Source organism: Enterobacter sp. 302C9 (assembly GCF_034106085.1).
In the GTDB taxonomy this organism is placed as follows: Bacteria; Pseudomonadota; Gammaproteobacteria; order Enterobacterales; family Enterobacteriaceae; genus Enterobacter; species Enterobacter asburiae_B.
The window spans coordinates 191818-207339 of the sequence record NZ_JAWNBW010000004.1; the positions used below are offsets into that span (position 1 = coordinate 191818).

The window sequence follows — 15522 nt, forward strand, 5'->3', positions numbered from 1 at the left end:
TGCCACATCGGTGGCAGCGTCGCTCGGACGGTCCGGGCGCTAACGTTAATCTGAGGAATCTATGGCTGAATTCAGTCCTGAACGCCGTTTTACGCGTATCGATCGTCTCCCCCCTTATGTTTTCAATATCACTGCTGAACTGAAAATGGCTGCGCGTCGGCGCGGCGAAGATATTATCGATTTCAGCATGGGTAACCCTGACGGCCCAACGCCACCGCATATCGTTGAAAAGCTCTGCACGGTTGCCCAGCGCCCGGATACGCACGGCTACTCGACCTCTCGCGGTATTCCCAGGTTACGTCGCGCGATCTCGCGCTGGTATCAGGAGCGCTATCAGGTTGATATCGATCCGGAAAGTGAAGCGATTGTCACCATCGGCTCGAAAGAGGGGCTGGCACACCTGATGCTGGCCACGCTGGATCATGGCGACACGGTGCTGGTGCCTAATCCAAGCTACCCGATCCATATCTACGGCGCGGTGATTGCCGGTGCGCAGGTCCGTTCTGTGCCTCTGGTGGAAGGTGTCGATTTCTTTAACGAACTGGAACGTGCGATTCGCGAAAGCTATCCGAAACCTAAGATGATGATCCTCGGTTTCCCGTCGAACCCAACGGCGCAGTGCGTGGAGCTTGATTTCTTCGAGAAAGTTGTCGCCCTGGCCAAGCGTTATGACGTGCTGGTGGTTCACGATTTAGCCTATGCAGATATCGTCTATGACGGCTGGAAAGCCCCGTCGATTATGCAGGTCCCGGGCGCGCGTGATGTGGCGGTAGAGTTCTTTACCCTGTCGAAAAGCTACAACATGGCGGGCTGGCGTATTGGCTTTATGGTGGGTAACAATACGCTGGTGAGTGCCCTGGCGCGCATTAAGAGTTATCACGACTACGGTACCTTCACGCCGCTGCAGGTCGCGGCTATCGCTGCCCTGGAAGGCGACCAGCAGTGCGTTCACGAGATTGCCGCCCAGTATAAGCGCCGCCGCGACGTGCTGGTAAAGGGGTTGCATGAAGCGGGCTGGATGGTGGAAATGCCGAAGGCGTCCATGTACGTCTGGGCGAAAATTCCGGAGCCGTATGCGGCGATGGGATCGCTGGAGTTTGCCAAAAAACTGCTGCAGGATGCGAAGGTGTGTGTGTCACCGGGCATTGGCTTTGGTGATTATGGCGACACCCATGTGCGATTTGCCCTGATTGAAAACAGCGACCGTATTCGTCAGGCGGTGAGGGGCATCAAGAGTATGTTCCGGGCCGACGGTCTTCTGACCTCAAAGAGCGTCGCTGAACATCCCGCGTCGTCATGACATAAAAAAACAGGAGCCGATGGCTCCTGTTTTTTTGACTGCATATTCTTCACTAGATCATCAGGGCAAAGGTTCCGGCCCAGACTAAAACAATCACCGAAATGCCCATAAAGAAATATTTCACGTTTCATCGCTCCGCGTATCTTGTGGTACGCATTTAAAAACAGAGTCCACCTGATTATAGAGAACTGAAATCCGGTCAAAACGGAAATGAGAATTTTCCCGTTATGCCGTTAACTCCAGCTCAGAATTCTGTGCTTTCCTGTTGCCAGACGGCGCTAATGTACGCTTAAAAATGAGGGGTGACAAGAGGGATTTTTTTAAATAATTTCCGTCACTTACGAGTGTCGTGGAACGGCGACAGTTTGATTTCACTTCGCAATAAATTCACTTTGGGCGACGCATTAAAAGACAGTTACTCAGCGGGAAGACAGGTGATTGAAAAGGTTAGTTTCTTAGCGAAACTAACCTTCATGAAGGGCTAAATATAGAGCGAGGCTTCGCCAAGAGGGCGGGTTTTGAAACGACGATGCATCCACAGATACTGCTCTGGCGCGCGCATGATTTCAGTTTCGATGACTTTATTGATAAACGCTGCCGCTTCGCACTCGTTTTCCGGATAGTTAGCCATTTCAGGGGAGATGTGCAGGCGGTAGCCTGACTTATCTGCTTTTCTCACCATCGTCACGGTCAGCATGGAGGCACCAGACAGACGCGAAATGACAAAGGTGCCGTTAGTCGTCGCAACGTCTTTCACCGCAAAGAAAGGCGCAAAGCTGCTGCCTTTACGTCCATAATCCTGATCGGGTGCAAACCAGACGGCTTCTCCTTTCTTGAGAGCACCGACCATACCGCGCAGGTTATTACGGCTGATCATCGCCTTATTGGAACGCATACGACCTCGCGTCTGCACCCATTCCATAAGCGCACTGTTGTGCGGTCTGTAGGTTGCCATCATTGGCTGGCAAAGCCCCATCACGCGGCCGCCCAGCTCCAGCGACATAAAGTGAACGCCGACGACCATCACGCCGCGTTTTTGCATCTGCGCGCGTTTAAGGTTATCCAGGCCTTCCACGTCAAACCATTTGCGGACACGTTCATCTGGCCAGAACCATGCCATGCCGGTTTCAAGCAGCGCCATACCGATAGACTTGAAGTTTTCAGCGATGAGTTTCTCACGCTCCTCTGCATTGTACTGCGGAAAACAAAGCTCAATATTTTTACGCGCGATGGATTCGCGACGTTTCAGGAAAACGCGGGAAGCGCTGCCCAGTTTTGACCCCAGCAAGCGCAGGACAGGGTACGGAAGTTGAACCAGCAACCAGAGTACGCCAAGGCCAAACCATGTAAACCAGTAACGCGGGTGTAAAAACGCACGTTGAAATTTGGATTGAGACAAAATAGTAGAACCTATGTGAAGCCTGTAAAGGTAGCGCAGAGTTTGCGATACGACGTGCCGATAAGACCGTTCTTCAAGGTGATGGTTGCAGGCTTTACCGAACTTTACGGCGGCGTTGCCTGGCCACTGCTGATTTGGGCGGGCGGCGTAATGTAGCACCGTTATACGATATGTGCTATTACTCGTTTTTGATTAAAAAGGCGGCGATCCGGGAGGTGTTTGATTTTACACTGTATAAACTCCAGAAGGGAGAGCAGTTCTCATGCCTGAGAGGAGAACTGAAGTCTTTGCGCAAGGAGGAGTGGGCCGACAAAAGAGCAGCAGTGTTTATTTTCGGACCCGCATCTACATTTTATTTTCCTTCGAATAATAAATAAGAATTTTCTTTGTGAAAATTCTTATTTATTATTCATATCATCAATCAATTCGTCACTCTTCTTCATTCATTAACCTCTGTCATTTATCTGCTTGCAATAACCTGTTGCCGTTCCTTCATTTTTTTTTAATAACATGTTGTGATGCAAATCAAAACAAGATTGTTTTATTAGCATCTCTCTGGCTGCGATCTTTCTTACGGTACAAATATTCGCTTTGTATGAAAAAAGCAGTGTCTTTCCCTGAGCTGAACGGATAATCCGTAATAATATCTTAGTGTAAAATTCTTAAGAAATTTCTCATTGCGGATAAATGATCTGTGTATTTGATTTTGCATCGATCATTATTCTAATATTGCGCATCCAGAACGATACCGTGAAGTTGGCGTAGCAAAAACAAAGAGGGATGATGAGATGGCTGACAGTTTTCAGAATGAGGTGCCTAAGGCACGTATTAACCTGAAGCTTGACCTGCATACAGGCGGGGCAAGCAAGAAAATGGAATTACCGCTGAAATTACTGGTTGCGGGTGATTTCAGTAATGGACAAGAGTCTGCTCAAATATCTGAGCGTGAGAAAGTTAACATCACGAAAAATAATTTCGACAGTGTTCTTTCTGAATACTCCCCAAAACTTAATCTAACCGTTAAAAATACGCTCTCTGATGATGGTGGTGAGGAAAATGTTCAGCTGACTTTCCAGAGCATGAAAGATTTCACGCCAGAGCAGGTGGCTGCTCAGATACCGCAGCTGAAGGCGATGCTGGCGATGCGCAACTTGCTTCGCGATCTGAAGGCCAATTTGCTGGATAACCAGACTTTCCGAAAAGAGCTGGAAAAAATCCTTCTGGACCAGTCCCTTAGTGCTGAACTGCGAAATGAACTATCCGCACTGGCATCAAGAAAATCGTAACCATCACGCTGTTTTAACGGATTAAACAAGGAATGCTCATGTCTGTACAAAATAATATTGCCGGTAGTGAAAGCGTGGTGCTGGAACGTCCTGCTGCGGGTGGGGTTTACGCCTCCCTGTTTGAGAAAATCAATCTGAATCCTGTCTCTGAGTTGAGCGCATTAGACCTCTGGCAAGATGCGCAGGCGATGTCAGATGCAACCGCTGATGAGCGTCTGACTGCAGGTATGCAAGTCTTTCTGGAATGTCTGACCAAAGCAGGCGCGAAGGTCGAAAAACTGGATAAAAGCCTTATCGATCATCACATCGCTGAGCTCGATTACCAGATCAGCCGCCAGCTGGACGCGGTTATGCACCATGACGAGTTTCAGGCGGTCGAAAGCCTGTGGCGTGGGGTGAAATCACTGATTGATAAAACAGATTTTCGCCAGAACGTGAAAATTGAGCTTCTGAGTATGTCCAAAGAAGACCTGCGGCAGGACTTTGAAGATACCCCGGAAATCATCCAGAGTGGTCTGTATAAACACACCTACATTGATGAATATGATACTCCAGGCGGCGAGCCGATTGCGGCACTGATTTCCGCTTACGAGTTTGATGCTTCAGCGCAGGATATCGCTCTGCTTCGCAACATCTCTAAGGTATCCGCTGCTGCACATATGCCGTTTATCGGCTCAGCAGGCCCGAAATTTTTCCTTAAAGAGTCCATGGAAGACGTCGCGGCGATTAAAGATATTGGTAATTATTTTGACCGCGCAGAGTACATCAAGTGGAAATCGTTCCGCGATACTGATGATGCTCGCTACATCGGCCTGGTCATGCCGCGCGTATTGGGACGTTTACCGTATGGCCCGGACACCGTTCCGGTTCGCAGCTTCAACTATGTCGAAGAAGTCAAAGGTCCCGATCACGACAAATACCTGTGGACCAATGCATCGTTTGCCTTCGCGTCCAACATGGTGCGCAGCTTTATCAATAATGGCTGGTGTGTACAAATCCGTGGCCCGCAGGCTGGTGGTGCGGTTCAGGACCTGCCTATCCATCTGTACGATCTCGGTACCGGCAATCAGGTAAAAATCCCGAGCGAAGTGATGATTCCCGAAACCCGCGAATTCGAATTCGCGAATCTGGGCTTCATTCCTTTGTCCTACTACAAAAACCGCGACTACGCGTGCTTCTTCTCAGCCAACTCCACTCAGAAACCGGCGCTGTACGACACCGCTGATGCGACGGCGAACAGCCGCATCAACGCCCGTCTTCCGTACATCTTCCTGCTGTCACGTATCGCCCACTACCTGAAGCTGATTCAGCGCGAGAACATTGGTACCACGAAGGACCGCCGACTGCTTGAACTGGAGCTGAACACGTGGGTCCGCAGTCTGGTGACCGAAATGACCGATCCGGGCGACGAGTTGCAGGCTTCTCACCCGCTGCGCGACGCGAAGGTGGTAGTGGAAGACATTGAAGACAACCCGGGCTTCTTCCGCGTGAAGCTGTACGCCGTGCCGCACTTCCAGGTGGAGGGCATGGACGTCAATCTGTCGCTGGTTTCCCAGATGCCGAAAGCGAAATCGTAAAAACAGGCAGGAAGCCGATGAAAACGGAACAACCGTTATGGGGTAGGGGCATTATGGTCTCTCCCCAGCATTTTCAGCAACAGGTCGCGTATGCGGCCTGGTCTGCCGAATGTATTGCCCGGCTGGGCCTCTCCTGTCCATGGGGGGTAATTAATGCCACCTTCGAACCGGAAGCTCTCAGGCTTGGACGTCTGCAGGCCCATCATCTGCATGTCCGTTTTCAGGACGGTACGCTGATTGATACAGATAATGCCAATACTCTGCCTCCGGTCCTGTCGCTTGAAAGCGAATCGCAGGAGGTGACGGTGGTACTGGCACTACCTCTGCTGCGGTCGAACGGCGGCAACTGTCTGAAACCCGAAGAAGTGGCCGAGCGTCCGGTGCGATATCGTCAGCGCTGGCGGGATGTGCGCAATGCCTATGGAGATGACACCCGTCAGATTGCCGTAATGCAGCCCGAACTGACCCTGCGTTTTGCGCATCAGAACAACAGCGATTACCTGATTTGTCCGGTCGCCCGACTGCAGCAAGACTCGCAGGGTACATGGCAATTAGATGAGACGTTTCTTCCTCCACTGTTGACTCTCCAGGGCAGCCGTTGGCTGGTTACCCAGCTTGAACAACTCATGACTCAACTGCGGGCCCGTCTGTGCCGTCTGATGGCGATGCGGCGTGAAAGCAATGAGCGCATGGCAGACTTCGCCGTGGCCGATGTATCACTGTTCTGGCTGCTCAACGCGCTGAACAGCGCTGAGCCCGTGCTTGGCCAGTTCCAGCGTAACCTGCAAAGCCCGCCGGAGCGTTTGTATCCGGAACTTTCTCGACTGGCAGGGAGCCTGCTGACTTTCTCTCTGGAACATCAGGTGAGCGCTATACCGATCTGGCACCACGAGCAACTCAATACGGTGTTTCCGCCGCTGTTTGATTTGCTTGGCGATCTGCTTGAAGCCAGCCTGCCATCCCGCGTGGTGGCCCTGTCACTCGACTATGACCCACGGCTGCACTTCTGGCAGGCTCGACTGCATGACCCGCGTCTGCGCGAAGGGGCTGATTACTATCTTTCTGTGCGCTCGCCGATCCCAGTAGCGCAACTGCAGGAACAGTTCCCGCGTCAGTGTAAGGTGGGCAGTCCTGACCATGTGCGGGGGATCGTCAACTCTTCCCGCGTGGGCGTGCCGTTGATGCCATTGCGCCATGTACCAGCCGCCATTCCGCTGCGCCTGGAAAATCAGTATTTCAGTCTCGATCTCTCCCATCCTCTGGCGACTGAGATGCTCCAGAGTGGGACGTGTATGTTTTACGTCCCGGGCATGCTGGGCGAGCCTGAACTTGAACTCTTTGCGGTACTGAGAACATGAGTGAACGTAAACACGGCGCTGCCGTATCTGTTGATATTGACGCACTGCTGCAGGATACCTGGCTGCAGGTCATTAGCCTTCGCCATGGACCGCAGTTTCAGGAAGGTGAAGGTCGGATTTTGTGGGAGCGCTGTATTGCTGACGTGGAGCGCGTTCAGCGCGAACTGAAAGCGAGTGAACTCGACGAAGCCAGCTGTGAGCATATCCTCACTGCACAATGTGCATTGCTTGACGAGGCGGTCAAAGGACGAGGTGTGGAGGATGACGCCTGTGTGCAGTGGTATGACATTCCCCTGCAGGGACACTTCCTCGGCACGATGGACGCGGGTGACACCCTGTGTGACAGGATGCGCGATGTGCTGCGCGAACCAGCACCAGACATTGCCGTACTGACCTGCTTCCAGCGGGTAATGATGCTCGGATTTCTGGGGGGCTATCGCGCGCTGAACGATCCTGAACGCCAGAAGCTGGTCAGCGCGCTCAGTGAACATGTCGCGCCGTTCAGCTATCCGCAGACCCACCCTGTTCTGGCAGAAAGCCGTGCCGGGTGGGGAATGGGCGGATGGCTCGCATCATGGCCTGCACGTATTGGACTAAGCGTGATTGTTCTTGCCGCGCTCTGGTGGGGACTGGATCGTTGGCTCGATCAGATGCTGCTGACCCTGCTGCCGGGAGCCATAAAATGAGTCCTGCACAACAGCGCGGGCTTGCGCTGTGGGCAGCCCTGCTGAGTGCGGTGGTCTGTCTGGCTTTTCTGCCGGTATCCCGGCTGGCTTCAGTGCTCGTTCTGCTGGCGATGCTCGGGGTTATCTTCGTGTTCTGGTATATCACCAAACCTCGTGCGGAGCATGACGTCACCCTGCTTCTGGATGACCTTCCTGAAGCCACTTACCGTCAGCCCGTGGTGCTGGTTTGTGGCGATCTGCCGCTGACCTGGCCGCAGCAGTCATCAGTACTCATCGTCACGCAGGGATGCTGGATCCGTGTTGAGGATCATCAGGATCTGGAGCAGGTTGCCCGTCAGGTACTGTGGCAGCGTCCGGACTGGGGACGTCAGCTGTCGGTGATGGTCAGTGTCTGCCCGCAGAAACACGTTGACAGTGAAGCCCTGACAAGTCGTCTGCTGACTCTGCGCTGGCAAATCAGCCAGTTGCGTAAAGAAACGGGACATTCTGTGCCATTGATTTTGAATGGTCAGATCGGCAGCGCGATGACGGATGACATGCTCTGGCAGGCCGCTATTCCGGGTGAAGGGTGGACTGTCTGGCGTGAGTCGAGTGCGCCTTGTTCAATTGCCGCGTGGGTCTCCACTGGCGGTGCGCCTGTGATGCAGCAGCAGGTGCTGATGAACAGCCTGATGAGCTGGTTCCATCAGCATGTCCAGGCGGTATTCATCGATGATAATCCTGATGTTCCGGCCATTGCACCTGCAGCGCTGCTGTGGGGAATGGGACCGATTCTTGCCGGAAGCCTTGCATCATCAGCCTGGACGTCGTGGTTATCGCGTCATACTGCCATGCAGCAGGTGACCGGCTGGCAGCCCAGGGGGACGGACAGTACGGTGATCTCACCCTTACCGGATTTCATCCTGCCGCTGCTACCGAAGAGAAGTGGACTCACTCCCGGGGCCCGCACCTGGCGCTGTGCCCTTGGCTTTTTCACACTGGCGACCATCGCCGCGCTGCTCAGCAGTGGCTGGAACAATCGCCAGCTGCTGCATCGCGTGAGCTGCGATATAGCCCGTTATGACAGCCTCTCCATGGATGACTACGGCCCGAAGGCTAGCGCCGTAGCGGCCCTTCGTGAGAATGCGGCGCTGCTGGATGACTATGCACGTAACGGCGTACCGGCCCGACTGGGTCTGGGGCTTTATCAGGGGGAACGTCTACGGATGCCCCTTCTGGAAGCGATCCGCTCGTATGTGCCGCCGCCTCCTAAACCGCAGCCAACCCCAAAACCGGTGCCGAAAATTGTGAGGCTCGACAGCATGTCACTGTTCGATTCCGGCAAGTTCGAGCTGAAGGCGGGTTCCACCAAAATGCTGGTGAATTCACTGGTTGGCATCAAAGCGAAGCCCGGCTGGCTGATTGTCGTGTCAGGGCATACCGATGACACCGGCAATCCGCGACTAAACCAGACGTTGTCTCTGAAACGTGCCGAAGCGGTGCGCAGCTGGATGCGTGACACCGGCGACGTGCCGGAAAGCTGTTTCGCGGTGCAGGGCTATGGCGAAAGCCGCCCTGTCGCAACCAACGACACCCCGGAAGGGCGTGCGCTTAACCGCCGTGTCGAAATCAGTCTGGTACCGCAGGCAAGTGCCTGTCAGATACCCGGCAAACACATGGCGCCATCGCAGGATGATGGCGTCTCAGAAAATAAAACGGAGTAATTAACATGGCAATTCCTGTTTATCTTTGGCTGAAGGACGACGGCGGCGCGGACATCAAAGGGTCTGTTGACGTTCAGGATCGTGAAGGCAGCATCGAAGTGGTTGCACAGGAGCATAACCTGTACATCCCGACCGACAACAATACCGGCAAGCTGACCGGCACCCGCATCCACACGCCGTTCCTGTTCACGAAGGAAATCGATTCCTCCAGCCCGTACCTGTACAAGGCGGTGACCACGGGTCAGACCCTAAAATCCGCTGAGTTCAAGTGGTACAAAATCAACGACGCGGGCCAGGAAGTGGAGTACTTCAACACCAAACTGGAAAACGTGAAGGTAGTGAAAGTGAATCCTGAAATGTATGACATCAAGGATCCTTCTAAAGAGAAGCACAACCACCTTGAACGCGTTGAACTGCGTTACGAAAAAATCACCTGGACCTACAAAGACGGCAACATCATTCATTCCGACTCCTGGAACGAACGCGCCACGGCGTAATCCTGATGCGGGCAGGTTTTCCTGTCCGCAGTTTTTTGCTGAATGCCTGAAATGCGGGCACTCAGCAAAGAAAAAACAATCTGCCTGCCTGACCTTATGCGCTTTGGTGAACAGCGAGGGGCGGTAGCGTGCCCAGGAACCGACAAAGAGAGAATCTCATGGAAAATCCAGCCATCCTGTTACGTCGTCTGAACCCTTACTGTGCCCGTGCGATGGAAGGCGCGGCGTCGCTCTGCCAGACCCGCGCCCATGCGGAAATTTTGCCGGAGCACTGGCTGCTAAAACTGCTGGAGCAGGGGGAAGGTGACCTGACGGTGTTGGCGCGTCGCTATGAATGGGATATGGATGGCATCTGGCAGGATTTGCTTGGCTGGCTCGACAGACAACCTCGCTCCGTGCGCCATCGCCCCCAGCTGTCTGATGCCATTCAGACGCTGATGCAGGAAGCCTGGATGATTGCCTCCCTTAACAGCGAAGAGCACATTCGCAGCGTCCATCTGCTGATGGCCCTGGTGGAAAAACCAAAACTGGCACGTTGTGACGGCCTTTGGCCGTTGTTAACGCTTGCTCAAAGCCAGCTGGAGCGCCTGCGGCCTTTGCTGGATACACAATCAGATGAACGTCTGGAGATGCAGCGCGAAGCAGAACTGGCGCAGAGCCACGGTGGTGAGGTGGAATTTGTCGGGCGTCCGGCTGGTGTGGAAATGAAAGAGGGGGAACTGAGCCCTGCGCTGCAGAACGCACTGGATAAATTCACCCTCGATGTCACTGCCAAAGCGAAGGAAGGGAAGATCGATCCTGTGTTTGGCCGCGACACAGAAATCCGCCAGATGGTGGACATCCTTTCTCGTCGCCGCAAAAACAACCCGATTATGATCGGCGAGCCGGGCGTGGGGAAAACCGCACTGGTTGAAGGCCTGGCGTTGCGTATAGCCGAGGGTAATGTGCCTGAATCCCTGAAAACGGTCACTCTCCGCACCCTTGACCTGGGCCTGCTGCAGGCTGGCGCGGGCGTGAAAGGTGAGTTCGAACAGCGACTGAAAAACGTCATCGACGCGGTGCAGCAATCGCCTGTACCTGTTCTGCTTTTTATTGATGAAGCGCATACTATCATCGGCGCGGGCAACCAGGCGGGTGGTGCAGATGCGGCCAACCTGCTGAAACCGGCGCTGGCGCGTGGCGAACTGCGTACTATTGCGGCCACCACATGGTCTGAATATAAACAATACTTCGAGCGTGACGCCGCGCTGGAGCGCCGTTTCCAGATGGTAAAAGTGGATGAGCCGGACGATGACACCGCCTGCCTGATGCTACGTGGCCTGAAATCCCGCTATGCCGAACACCATAATGTGCATATTACCGACGATGCGGTTCGCGCGGCAGTTACTCTTTCGCGTCGTTATCTGACCGGACGTCAGCTTCCTGACAAAGCGGTCGATCTGCTGGACACCGCTGCCGCTCGCGTGCGTATGAGCCTCGACACCGTACCTGAACAGCTAATCCGCCTTCGCGCGAGTATCGCTGCGCTCGACATGGAGAAGCAGGCGTTACTGGAAGATATCGCCATTGGCAATCAGTGTCATGCCGAGCGTTTGAGCGAGATTGAGCAGGAAGAGGTGCGCCAGATAGTGACACTCGACGAACTGGAAACCCAGTACGGTCAGGAGATAAAACTCACCGAGCAGCTACGCGGAAGCCGTCAGGATATATCACGCCAGCGTGAGACTCACAGGCTGCAACAGGAGCTTAACGAGATGCAGCGCAGCAACCCGCTGCTCTCCCTGGATGTGGATGTCCGCACCGTTGCCAACGTGATTGCCGACTGGACAGGCGTGCCGTTGTCATCACTGATGAAGGACGAGCAGACCGAACTGCTGACTCTGGAAAATGAAATCGGTAAACGTGTGGTTGGGCAGGATGTGGCGCTTGAGGCTATCGCCCGGCGTCTGCGTGCGGCAAAAACAGGACTTACGTCCGAGAACGGTCCGTTGGGCGTATTCCTGTTGGTAGGACCGAGCGGCGTGGGGAAAACCGAAACAGCGCTTGCGCTGGCCGATGTCATGTACGGCGGTGAGAAGTCACTCATTACGATTAACCTTTCTGAATACCAGGAAGCGCACACGGTTTCCCAGCTGAAAGGCTCGCCGCCGGGCTACGTGGGTTACGGCCAGGGCGGTATCCTCACCGAAGCTGTGCGCAAGCGTCCGTACAGCGTGGTGCTGCTGGATGAAGTGGAAAAAGCGCACCGTGACGTGATGAACCTCTTCTATCAGGTCTTCGACCGCGGATTTATGCGCGACGGCGAAGGGCGCGAAATCGACTTTCGCAATACCGTAATCCTCATGACCTCCAACCTTGGCAGCGACTACCTGATGCAGCTGCTCGATGAAAAGCCGAATGCCACCGAAGGGGACCTCCATGAACTGCTGCGCCCAATCCTGCGAGATCATTTCCAGCCCGCGTTACTCGCCCGCTTCCAGACGGTCATTTACCGTCCGCTGGCTGAAGCAGCCATGCGTACCATTGTGGAAATGAAACTGTCACAGGTCAGCAAGCGCTTGCACCGCCACTACGGGCTGACCACGCAAATTGACGAGAGTCTCTATGACGCGCTGACCACAGCCTGCTTGCTGCCGGATACGGGGGCGCGTAACGTTGACAGTCTGCTGAATCAACAAATTCTGCCGGTGCTGAGTCAGCAATTGCTCACCCACATGGTCGCAAAACAGAAACCAGCGTCGTTACGCCTTGGCTGGGATGATGAAGAAGGGATCGGCCTGGAATTTGAATGGAGTCAGGGGGTAACGTATGAGCACTAATCCTCCGATCAGATACAGCCACAACCACCACCTGCTCGTGGTGAAAGGCTGTGAAGCCGAACCCGATGTGCTGGCTTTTGTTGGCGACGAAGCCCTGAGCCGACCGTTCAGCTACCGTGTTGAGTTCACCAGCCGCGACCACGGCATCAGCAAAGAGATGATGCTGATGAAGCCCGGCTCGCTGACGCTGCAGGCCCCGGTTGACCAGGGGTACGGCATCAAAATCCAGCAGCCGCTGCGGGTGATTCAGGGGGTGGTGACCGGTTTTGAACGTCTCGGCACCTCAAAAGATGAAACGCATTACGCCCTGACGCTCCGGCCCCGTCTGGCACTGCTTGACCGTTCGCACCAGAACGCGATTTACCAGGACATGTCGGTCCCGCAAATTGTGGAGAAAATCCTGCGCGAGCGTCACGGCATGCGCGGTCAGGATTTTCTGTTCTCGCTCACAAAAGAGTATCCGCGCCGTGAGCAGGTGATGCAGTACGGCGAGGACGATCTGCACTTCATCACCCGCCTGCTGGGCGAAGTGGGCATCTGGTTTCGCTTCACCACCGACACGCGCCTGAATATTGATGTGGTGGAGTTTTACGACAGCCAGCAGGGTTACGAGAAAGGCCTGACGCTGCCGTCGGTGCCGCCGTCCGGGCAGCACTCGCAGGGTGTGGACTCGGTGTGGGGGATGGAAAGCCATCACAGCGTGGTGCAGAAGCAGGTCAGCACCCGCGACTACAACTACCGTCAGGCCACGGAGAACATGAATACTCTGGTTGACGTCACCCGGGGGGACGCGACCACGTACGGGGAAGCGTACCACTATGCCGATAATTATCTGACGCCGGGCAGCGCGTATGACCTCAATCCGGCGCCCGAGTCCGGTGCGTTTTATGCCCGCATCCGGCATGAGCGTTACCTGAATGGCCAGACGCAGACCCGGGCCTTCACCAGCAGTCCGGCGCTCTCTCCGGGGATGCTGCTGAAAGTCACCGGCGGGTATGAAGTGGCTGACGTGTTTGCGCATGGCGTGGTCATCACGGCGATGCACGCATATGCCCGCCGTGATAAGGACTTTGCGGTTGATTTTTACGGCATTCCGGACAGCACCGATTTTGGTTTCCGCCCGGAACCTGGCTCACGCCCGGTGATGGCCGGGACGCTGCCGGCACGCGTCACCAGCACCACCGAAAATGACACCTATGGCCACATCGATAAGGACGGTCGTTACCGCGTCAATATGCTGTTTGACAGGGACAGCTGGGAGACCGGGTTCGAGAGCCTGTGGGTGCGCCAGTCCCGCCCGTATGCCGGCGACACCTACGGCCTGCACCTGCCGCTGCTGGCGGGCACCGAAGTGGCGATTGGCTTTGAGGACGGTAACCCGGACAGGCCGTACATCTCCGGCGTGCTGCACGACTCGGCCCACGGCGACCACGTCACCATCCGCAACTACAAACGCAACGTCCTGCGCACCCCGGCGAACAACAAAATCCGCCTTGATGACGAGCGCGGGAAAGAGCATATCAAGGTCTCGACGGAGTATGGCGGCAAGAGCCAGCTGAATCTCGGGCACCTGGTCGACAGCGAGAAACAGCAGCGAGGCGAGGGTTTTGAGCTCCGGACAGACAGCTGGGGTGCCATCCGTGCGCAGAAAGGGCTGTTTATCAGTGCGGACGGGCAGGCCAGGGCGCAGGGGCAGGTGCTGGAGATGCAGGCAGCGATGAGCCAGCTGGAGCAGGCGCGGTCCCTGGCTGAATCGTTACGCAGCGCGGCAGAAGCGGCGAGAGCTGAACTGGCAGATGTGCAGATGCAGAAGGCGCTGCTGTCAGACGCGCTGACGGATTTAAAGAAAGCGGCGCTGCTGGTCTCGGCGCCGGAAGGGATAGCGCAGGTGACGGGGAAAAGCCTGCAGCAGTCGGCGGGAGACAACATCATCAGCACCAGCGGCGGGCACACAGACTTCAGTGCACTGAAAAGATTCACGGTGGCGGCCGGGGAGCGGGTAAGTCTGTATGCGCAAAAGCTGGGCATCAAAATGTTTGCCGGCAAAGGGAAGGTGGAGATCCAGGCGCAGGGGGATGAGATGACGCTGGATGCGCTGAAGGATATCCGCATCAGCAGCAGTGAGGGAAAACTCATCATCAGCGCGAAGCAGGAAATCATTCTCACCAGCGGAGGCGGTTATATCCGGATAGCGGACGGAACGGTGGAGTGTGCGGCGCCGGACAAAATTATCCAGCGGGCTGCGGTGTGGCAGAAGTTTGGTGGACAGAGTATAAGCCAGGCAATGCAGAGCTGGGAAAACACTGATTTTGCCATAACGCCTGAAGTCAGAAGGTTATCGGATGACTCGCCGGTGGCCGGTCTGAAGCTGGGTTTAACAGGCGGGGATGGCACGCAGCAAAGTTTAGCGACCTTCGCTTCAGGGACCACAGCGGTGCAGAATAATGTAAATGTCGATTCTCTCAACGCCTCTTTGCTGGATAAAACATAAGGCGCTCTGTTATTTCGGAATATATCTTCAGGGAAAGCACAAGGTTGATTGCCCCGAATGTCTTTCTGAAAAGTATTTTCCTGAACGGAAAAAGGACGGAATTTATGGCGAATGAAAATACCACAGGTAATAACAGCAGCCTCTCTATGACCCGTATAAAACCAGAATGGGATGACAGTGGAAAGGTCTACTGGCCCGGCATACAGAATCAAAAAAAATCAGAGAATGCTAAAGCCGTTTTGCTTCAGCCGCCTGTCAAAGCGATCCCCGTTATCTTCCTGCCTGGGGTGATGGGGACTAATTTGATGGGTACTGACGAAGGAAAGGAAAATGATATCTGGCGTGGCGATAGTTTGGGAGGAGTATTTCTTAAATGGGCACGCAAGGATGGTACTTAACGAAGATA

Annotated in this window: 13 protein-coding genes; 11 read left to right on the forward strand and 2 right to left on the reverse strand. The window is 54.8% G+C overall.

Going from position 1 to position 15522, the window contains the following annotated elements; all coding sequences use genetic code 11:
- Nucleotides 1-61: 61 nt before the first annotated feature.
- Complete coding sequence (gene alaC, locus UR289_RS10750) at nucleotides 62-1300, forward strand: alanine transaminase (RefSeq protein WP_320710054.1); 1239 nt, start codon at nucleotides 62-64, stop codon at nucleotides 1298-1300.
- A 52-nt stretch (nucleotides 1301-1352) separates the two neighbouring features.
- Here alaC and ypdK read toward each other — a convergent pair whose 3' ends face one another.
- Both ypdK and lpxP read right to left on the reverse strand, forming a co-directional pair.
- Entirely contained in the window at nucleotides 1353-1424 is a 72-nt protein-coding gene (gene ypdK, locus UR289_RS10755; RefSeq protein ID WP_099458937.1) for a membrane protein YpdK, read from the reverse strand.
- 357 nt (nucleotides 1425-1781) lie between these two features.
- The gene (gene lpxP / locus UR289_RS10760) at nucleotides 1782-2702 is read right to left on the reverse strand and encodes a kdo(2)-lipid IV(A) palmitoleoyltransferase (protein ID WP_024907634.1); all 921 of its coding nucleotides are present in this window, start codon (nucleotides 2700-2702) and stop codon (nucleotides 1782-1784) included.
- Between the two features lie 12 nt (nucleotides 2703-2714).
- Between lpxP and UR289_RS10765 the strand changes: the two genes are divergently transcribed.
- The 10 genes from UR289_RS10765 to UR289_RS10810 all read left to right on the forward strand — a co-directional run bounded on the left by UR289_RS10765 (nucleotide 2715) and on the right by UR289_RS10810 (nucleotide 15514).
- Nucleotides 2715-2855 (forward strand): hypothetical protein, encoded by a 141-nt coding sequence (locus UR289_RS10765; RefSeq protein ID WP_162531704.1) that lies wholly within the window; start codon nucleotides 2715-2717, stop codon nucleotides 2853-2855.
- Nucleotides 2856-3487: 632 nt separating this feature from the next.
- Nucleotides 3488-3985 (forward strand): type VI secretion system contractile sheath small subunit, encoded by a 498-nt coding sequence (tssB, locus tag UR289_RS10770; RefSeq protein WP_033146135.1) that lies wholly within the window; start codon nucleotides 3488-3490, stop codon nucleotides 3983-3985.
- A gap of 32 nt (nucleotides 3986-4017) precedes the next feature.
- Nucleotides 4018-5562 carry a type VI secretion system contractile sheath large subunit gene (gene tssC, locus UR289_RS10775; RefSeq protein ID WP_134211255.1) on the forward strand — a complete coding sequence of 515 codons (1545 nt, stop codon included), beginning with the start codon at nucleotides 4018-4020 and terminating at the stop codon, nucleotides 5560-5562.
- A 17-nt stretch (nucleotides 5563-5579) separates the two neighbouring features.
- Nucleotides 5580-6920, forward strand: coding sequence for a type VI secretion system baseplate subunit TssK (gene tssK, locus UR289_RS10780; RefSeq protein WP_320710056.1), 1341 nt, complete (start codon nucleotides 5580-5582; stop codon nucleotides 6918-6920).
- Complete coding sequence (tssL, locus tag UR289_RS10785) at nucleotides 6917-7606, forward strand: type VI secretion system protein TssL, short form (protein WP_096150714.1); 690 nt, start codon at nucleotides 6917-6919, stop codon at nucleotides 7604-7606. The genes tssK and tssL overlap by 4 nt, the downstream gene beginning before the upstream one ends.
- Complete coding sequence (locus UR289_RS10790; RefSeq protein ID WP_320710058.1) at nucleotides 7603-9309, forward strand: OmpA family protein; 1707 nt, start codon at nucleotides 7603-7605, stop codon at nucleotides 9307-9309. The genes tssL and UR289_RS10790 overlap by 4 nt, the downstream gene beginning before the upstream one ends.
- A gap of 5 nt (nucleotides 9310-9314) precedes the next feature.
- Complete coding sequence (gene hcp, locus UR289_RS10795) at nucleotides 9315-9806, forward strand: type VI secretion system effector Hcp (protein WP_023325816.1); 492 nt, start codon at nucleotides 9315-9317, stop codon at nucleotides 9804-9806.
- A gap of 158 nt (nucleotides 9807-9964) precedes the next feature.
- Entirely contained in the window at nucleotides 9965-12625 is a 2661-nt protein-coding gene (gene tssH / locus UR289_RS10800) for a type VI secretion system ATPase TssH (RefSeq protein WP_320710060.1), read from the forward strand.
- Nucleotides 12615-15116, forward strand: coding sequence for a type VI secretion system tip protein VgrG (locus UR289_RS10805; RefSeq protein ID WP_320710061.1), 2502 nt, complete (start codon nucleotides 12615-12617; stop codon nucleotides 15114-15116). The genes tssH and UR289_RS10805 overlap by 11 nt, the downstream gene beginning before the upstream one ends.
- A gap of 104 nt (nucleotides 15117-15220) precedes the next feature.
- Nucleotides 15221-15514 (forward strand): hypothetical protein, encoded by a 294-nt coding sequence (locus tag UR289_RS10810; RefSeq protein WP_320710063.1) that lies wholly within the window; start codon nucleotides 15221-15223, stop codon nucleotides 15512-15514.
- The last annotated feature ends 8 nt before the right edge of the window (nucleotides 15515-15522 follow it).

Coding starts and splice junctions, on each gene's coding strand:
- alaC (WP_320710054.1), top strand. CDS start 62: ATGGCTGAATTCAGTCCTGAACGCCGTTTTACGCGTATCGATCGTCTC.
- tssB (WP_033146135.1), top strand. CDS start 3,488: ATGGCTGACAGTTTTCAGAATGAGGTGCCTAAGGCACGTATTAACCTG.
- tssC (WP_134211255.1), top strand. CDS start 4,018: ATGCTCATGTCTGTACAAAATAATATTGCCGGTAGTGAAAGCGTGGTG.
- tssK (WP_320710056.1), top strand. CDS start 5,580: ATGAAAACGGAACAACCGTTATGGGGTAGGGGCATTATGGTCTCTCCC.
- tssL (WP_096150714.1), top strand. CDS start 6,917: ATGAGTGAACGTAAACACGGCGCTGCCGTATCTGTTGATATTGACGCA.
- UR289_RS10790 (WP_320710058.1), top strand. CDS start 7,603: ATGAGTCCTGCACAACAGCGCGGGCTTGCGCTGTGGGCAGCCCTGCTG.
- hcp (WP_023325816.1), top strand. CDS start 9,315: ATGGCAATTCCTGTTTATCTTTGGCTGAAGGACGACGGCGGCGCGGAC.
- tssH (WP_320710060.1), top strand. CDS start 9,965: ATGGAAAATCCAGCCATCCTGTTACGTCGTCTGAACCCTTACTGTGCC.
- UR289_RS10805 (WP_320710061.1), top strand. CDS start 12,615: ATGAGCACTAATCCTCCGATCAGATACAGCCACAACCACCACCTGCTC.
- UR289_RS10810 (WP_320710063.1), top strand. CDS start 15,221: ATGGCGAATGAAAATACCACAGGTAATAACAGCAGCCTCTCTATGACC.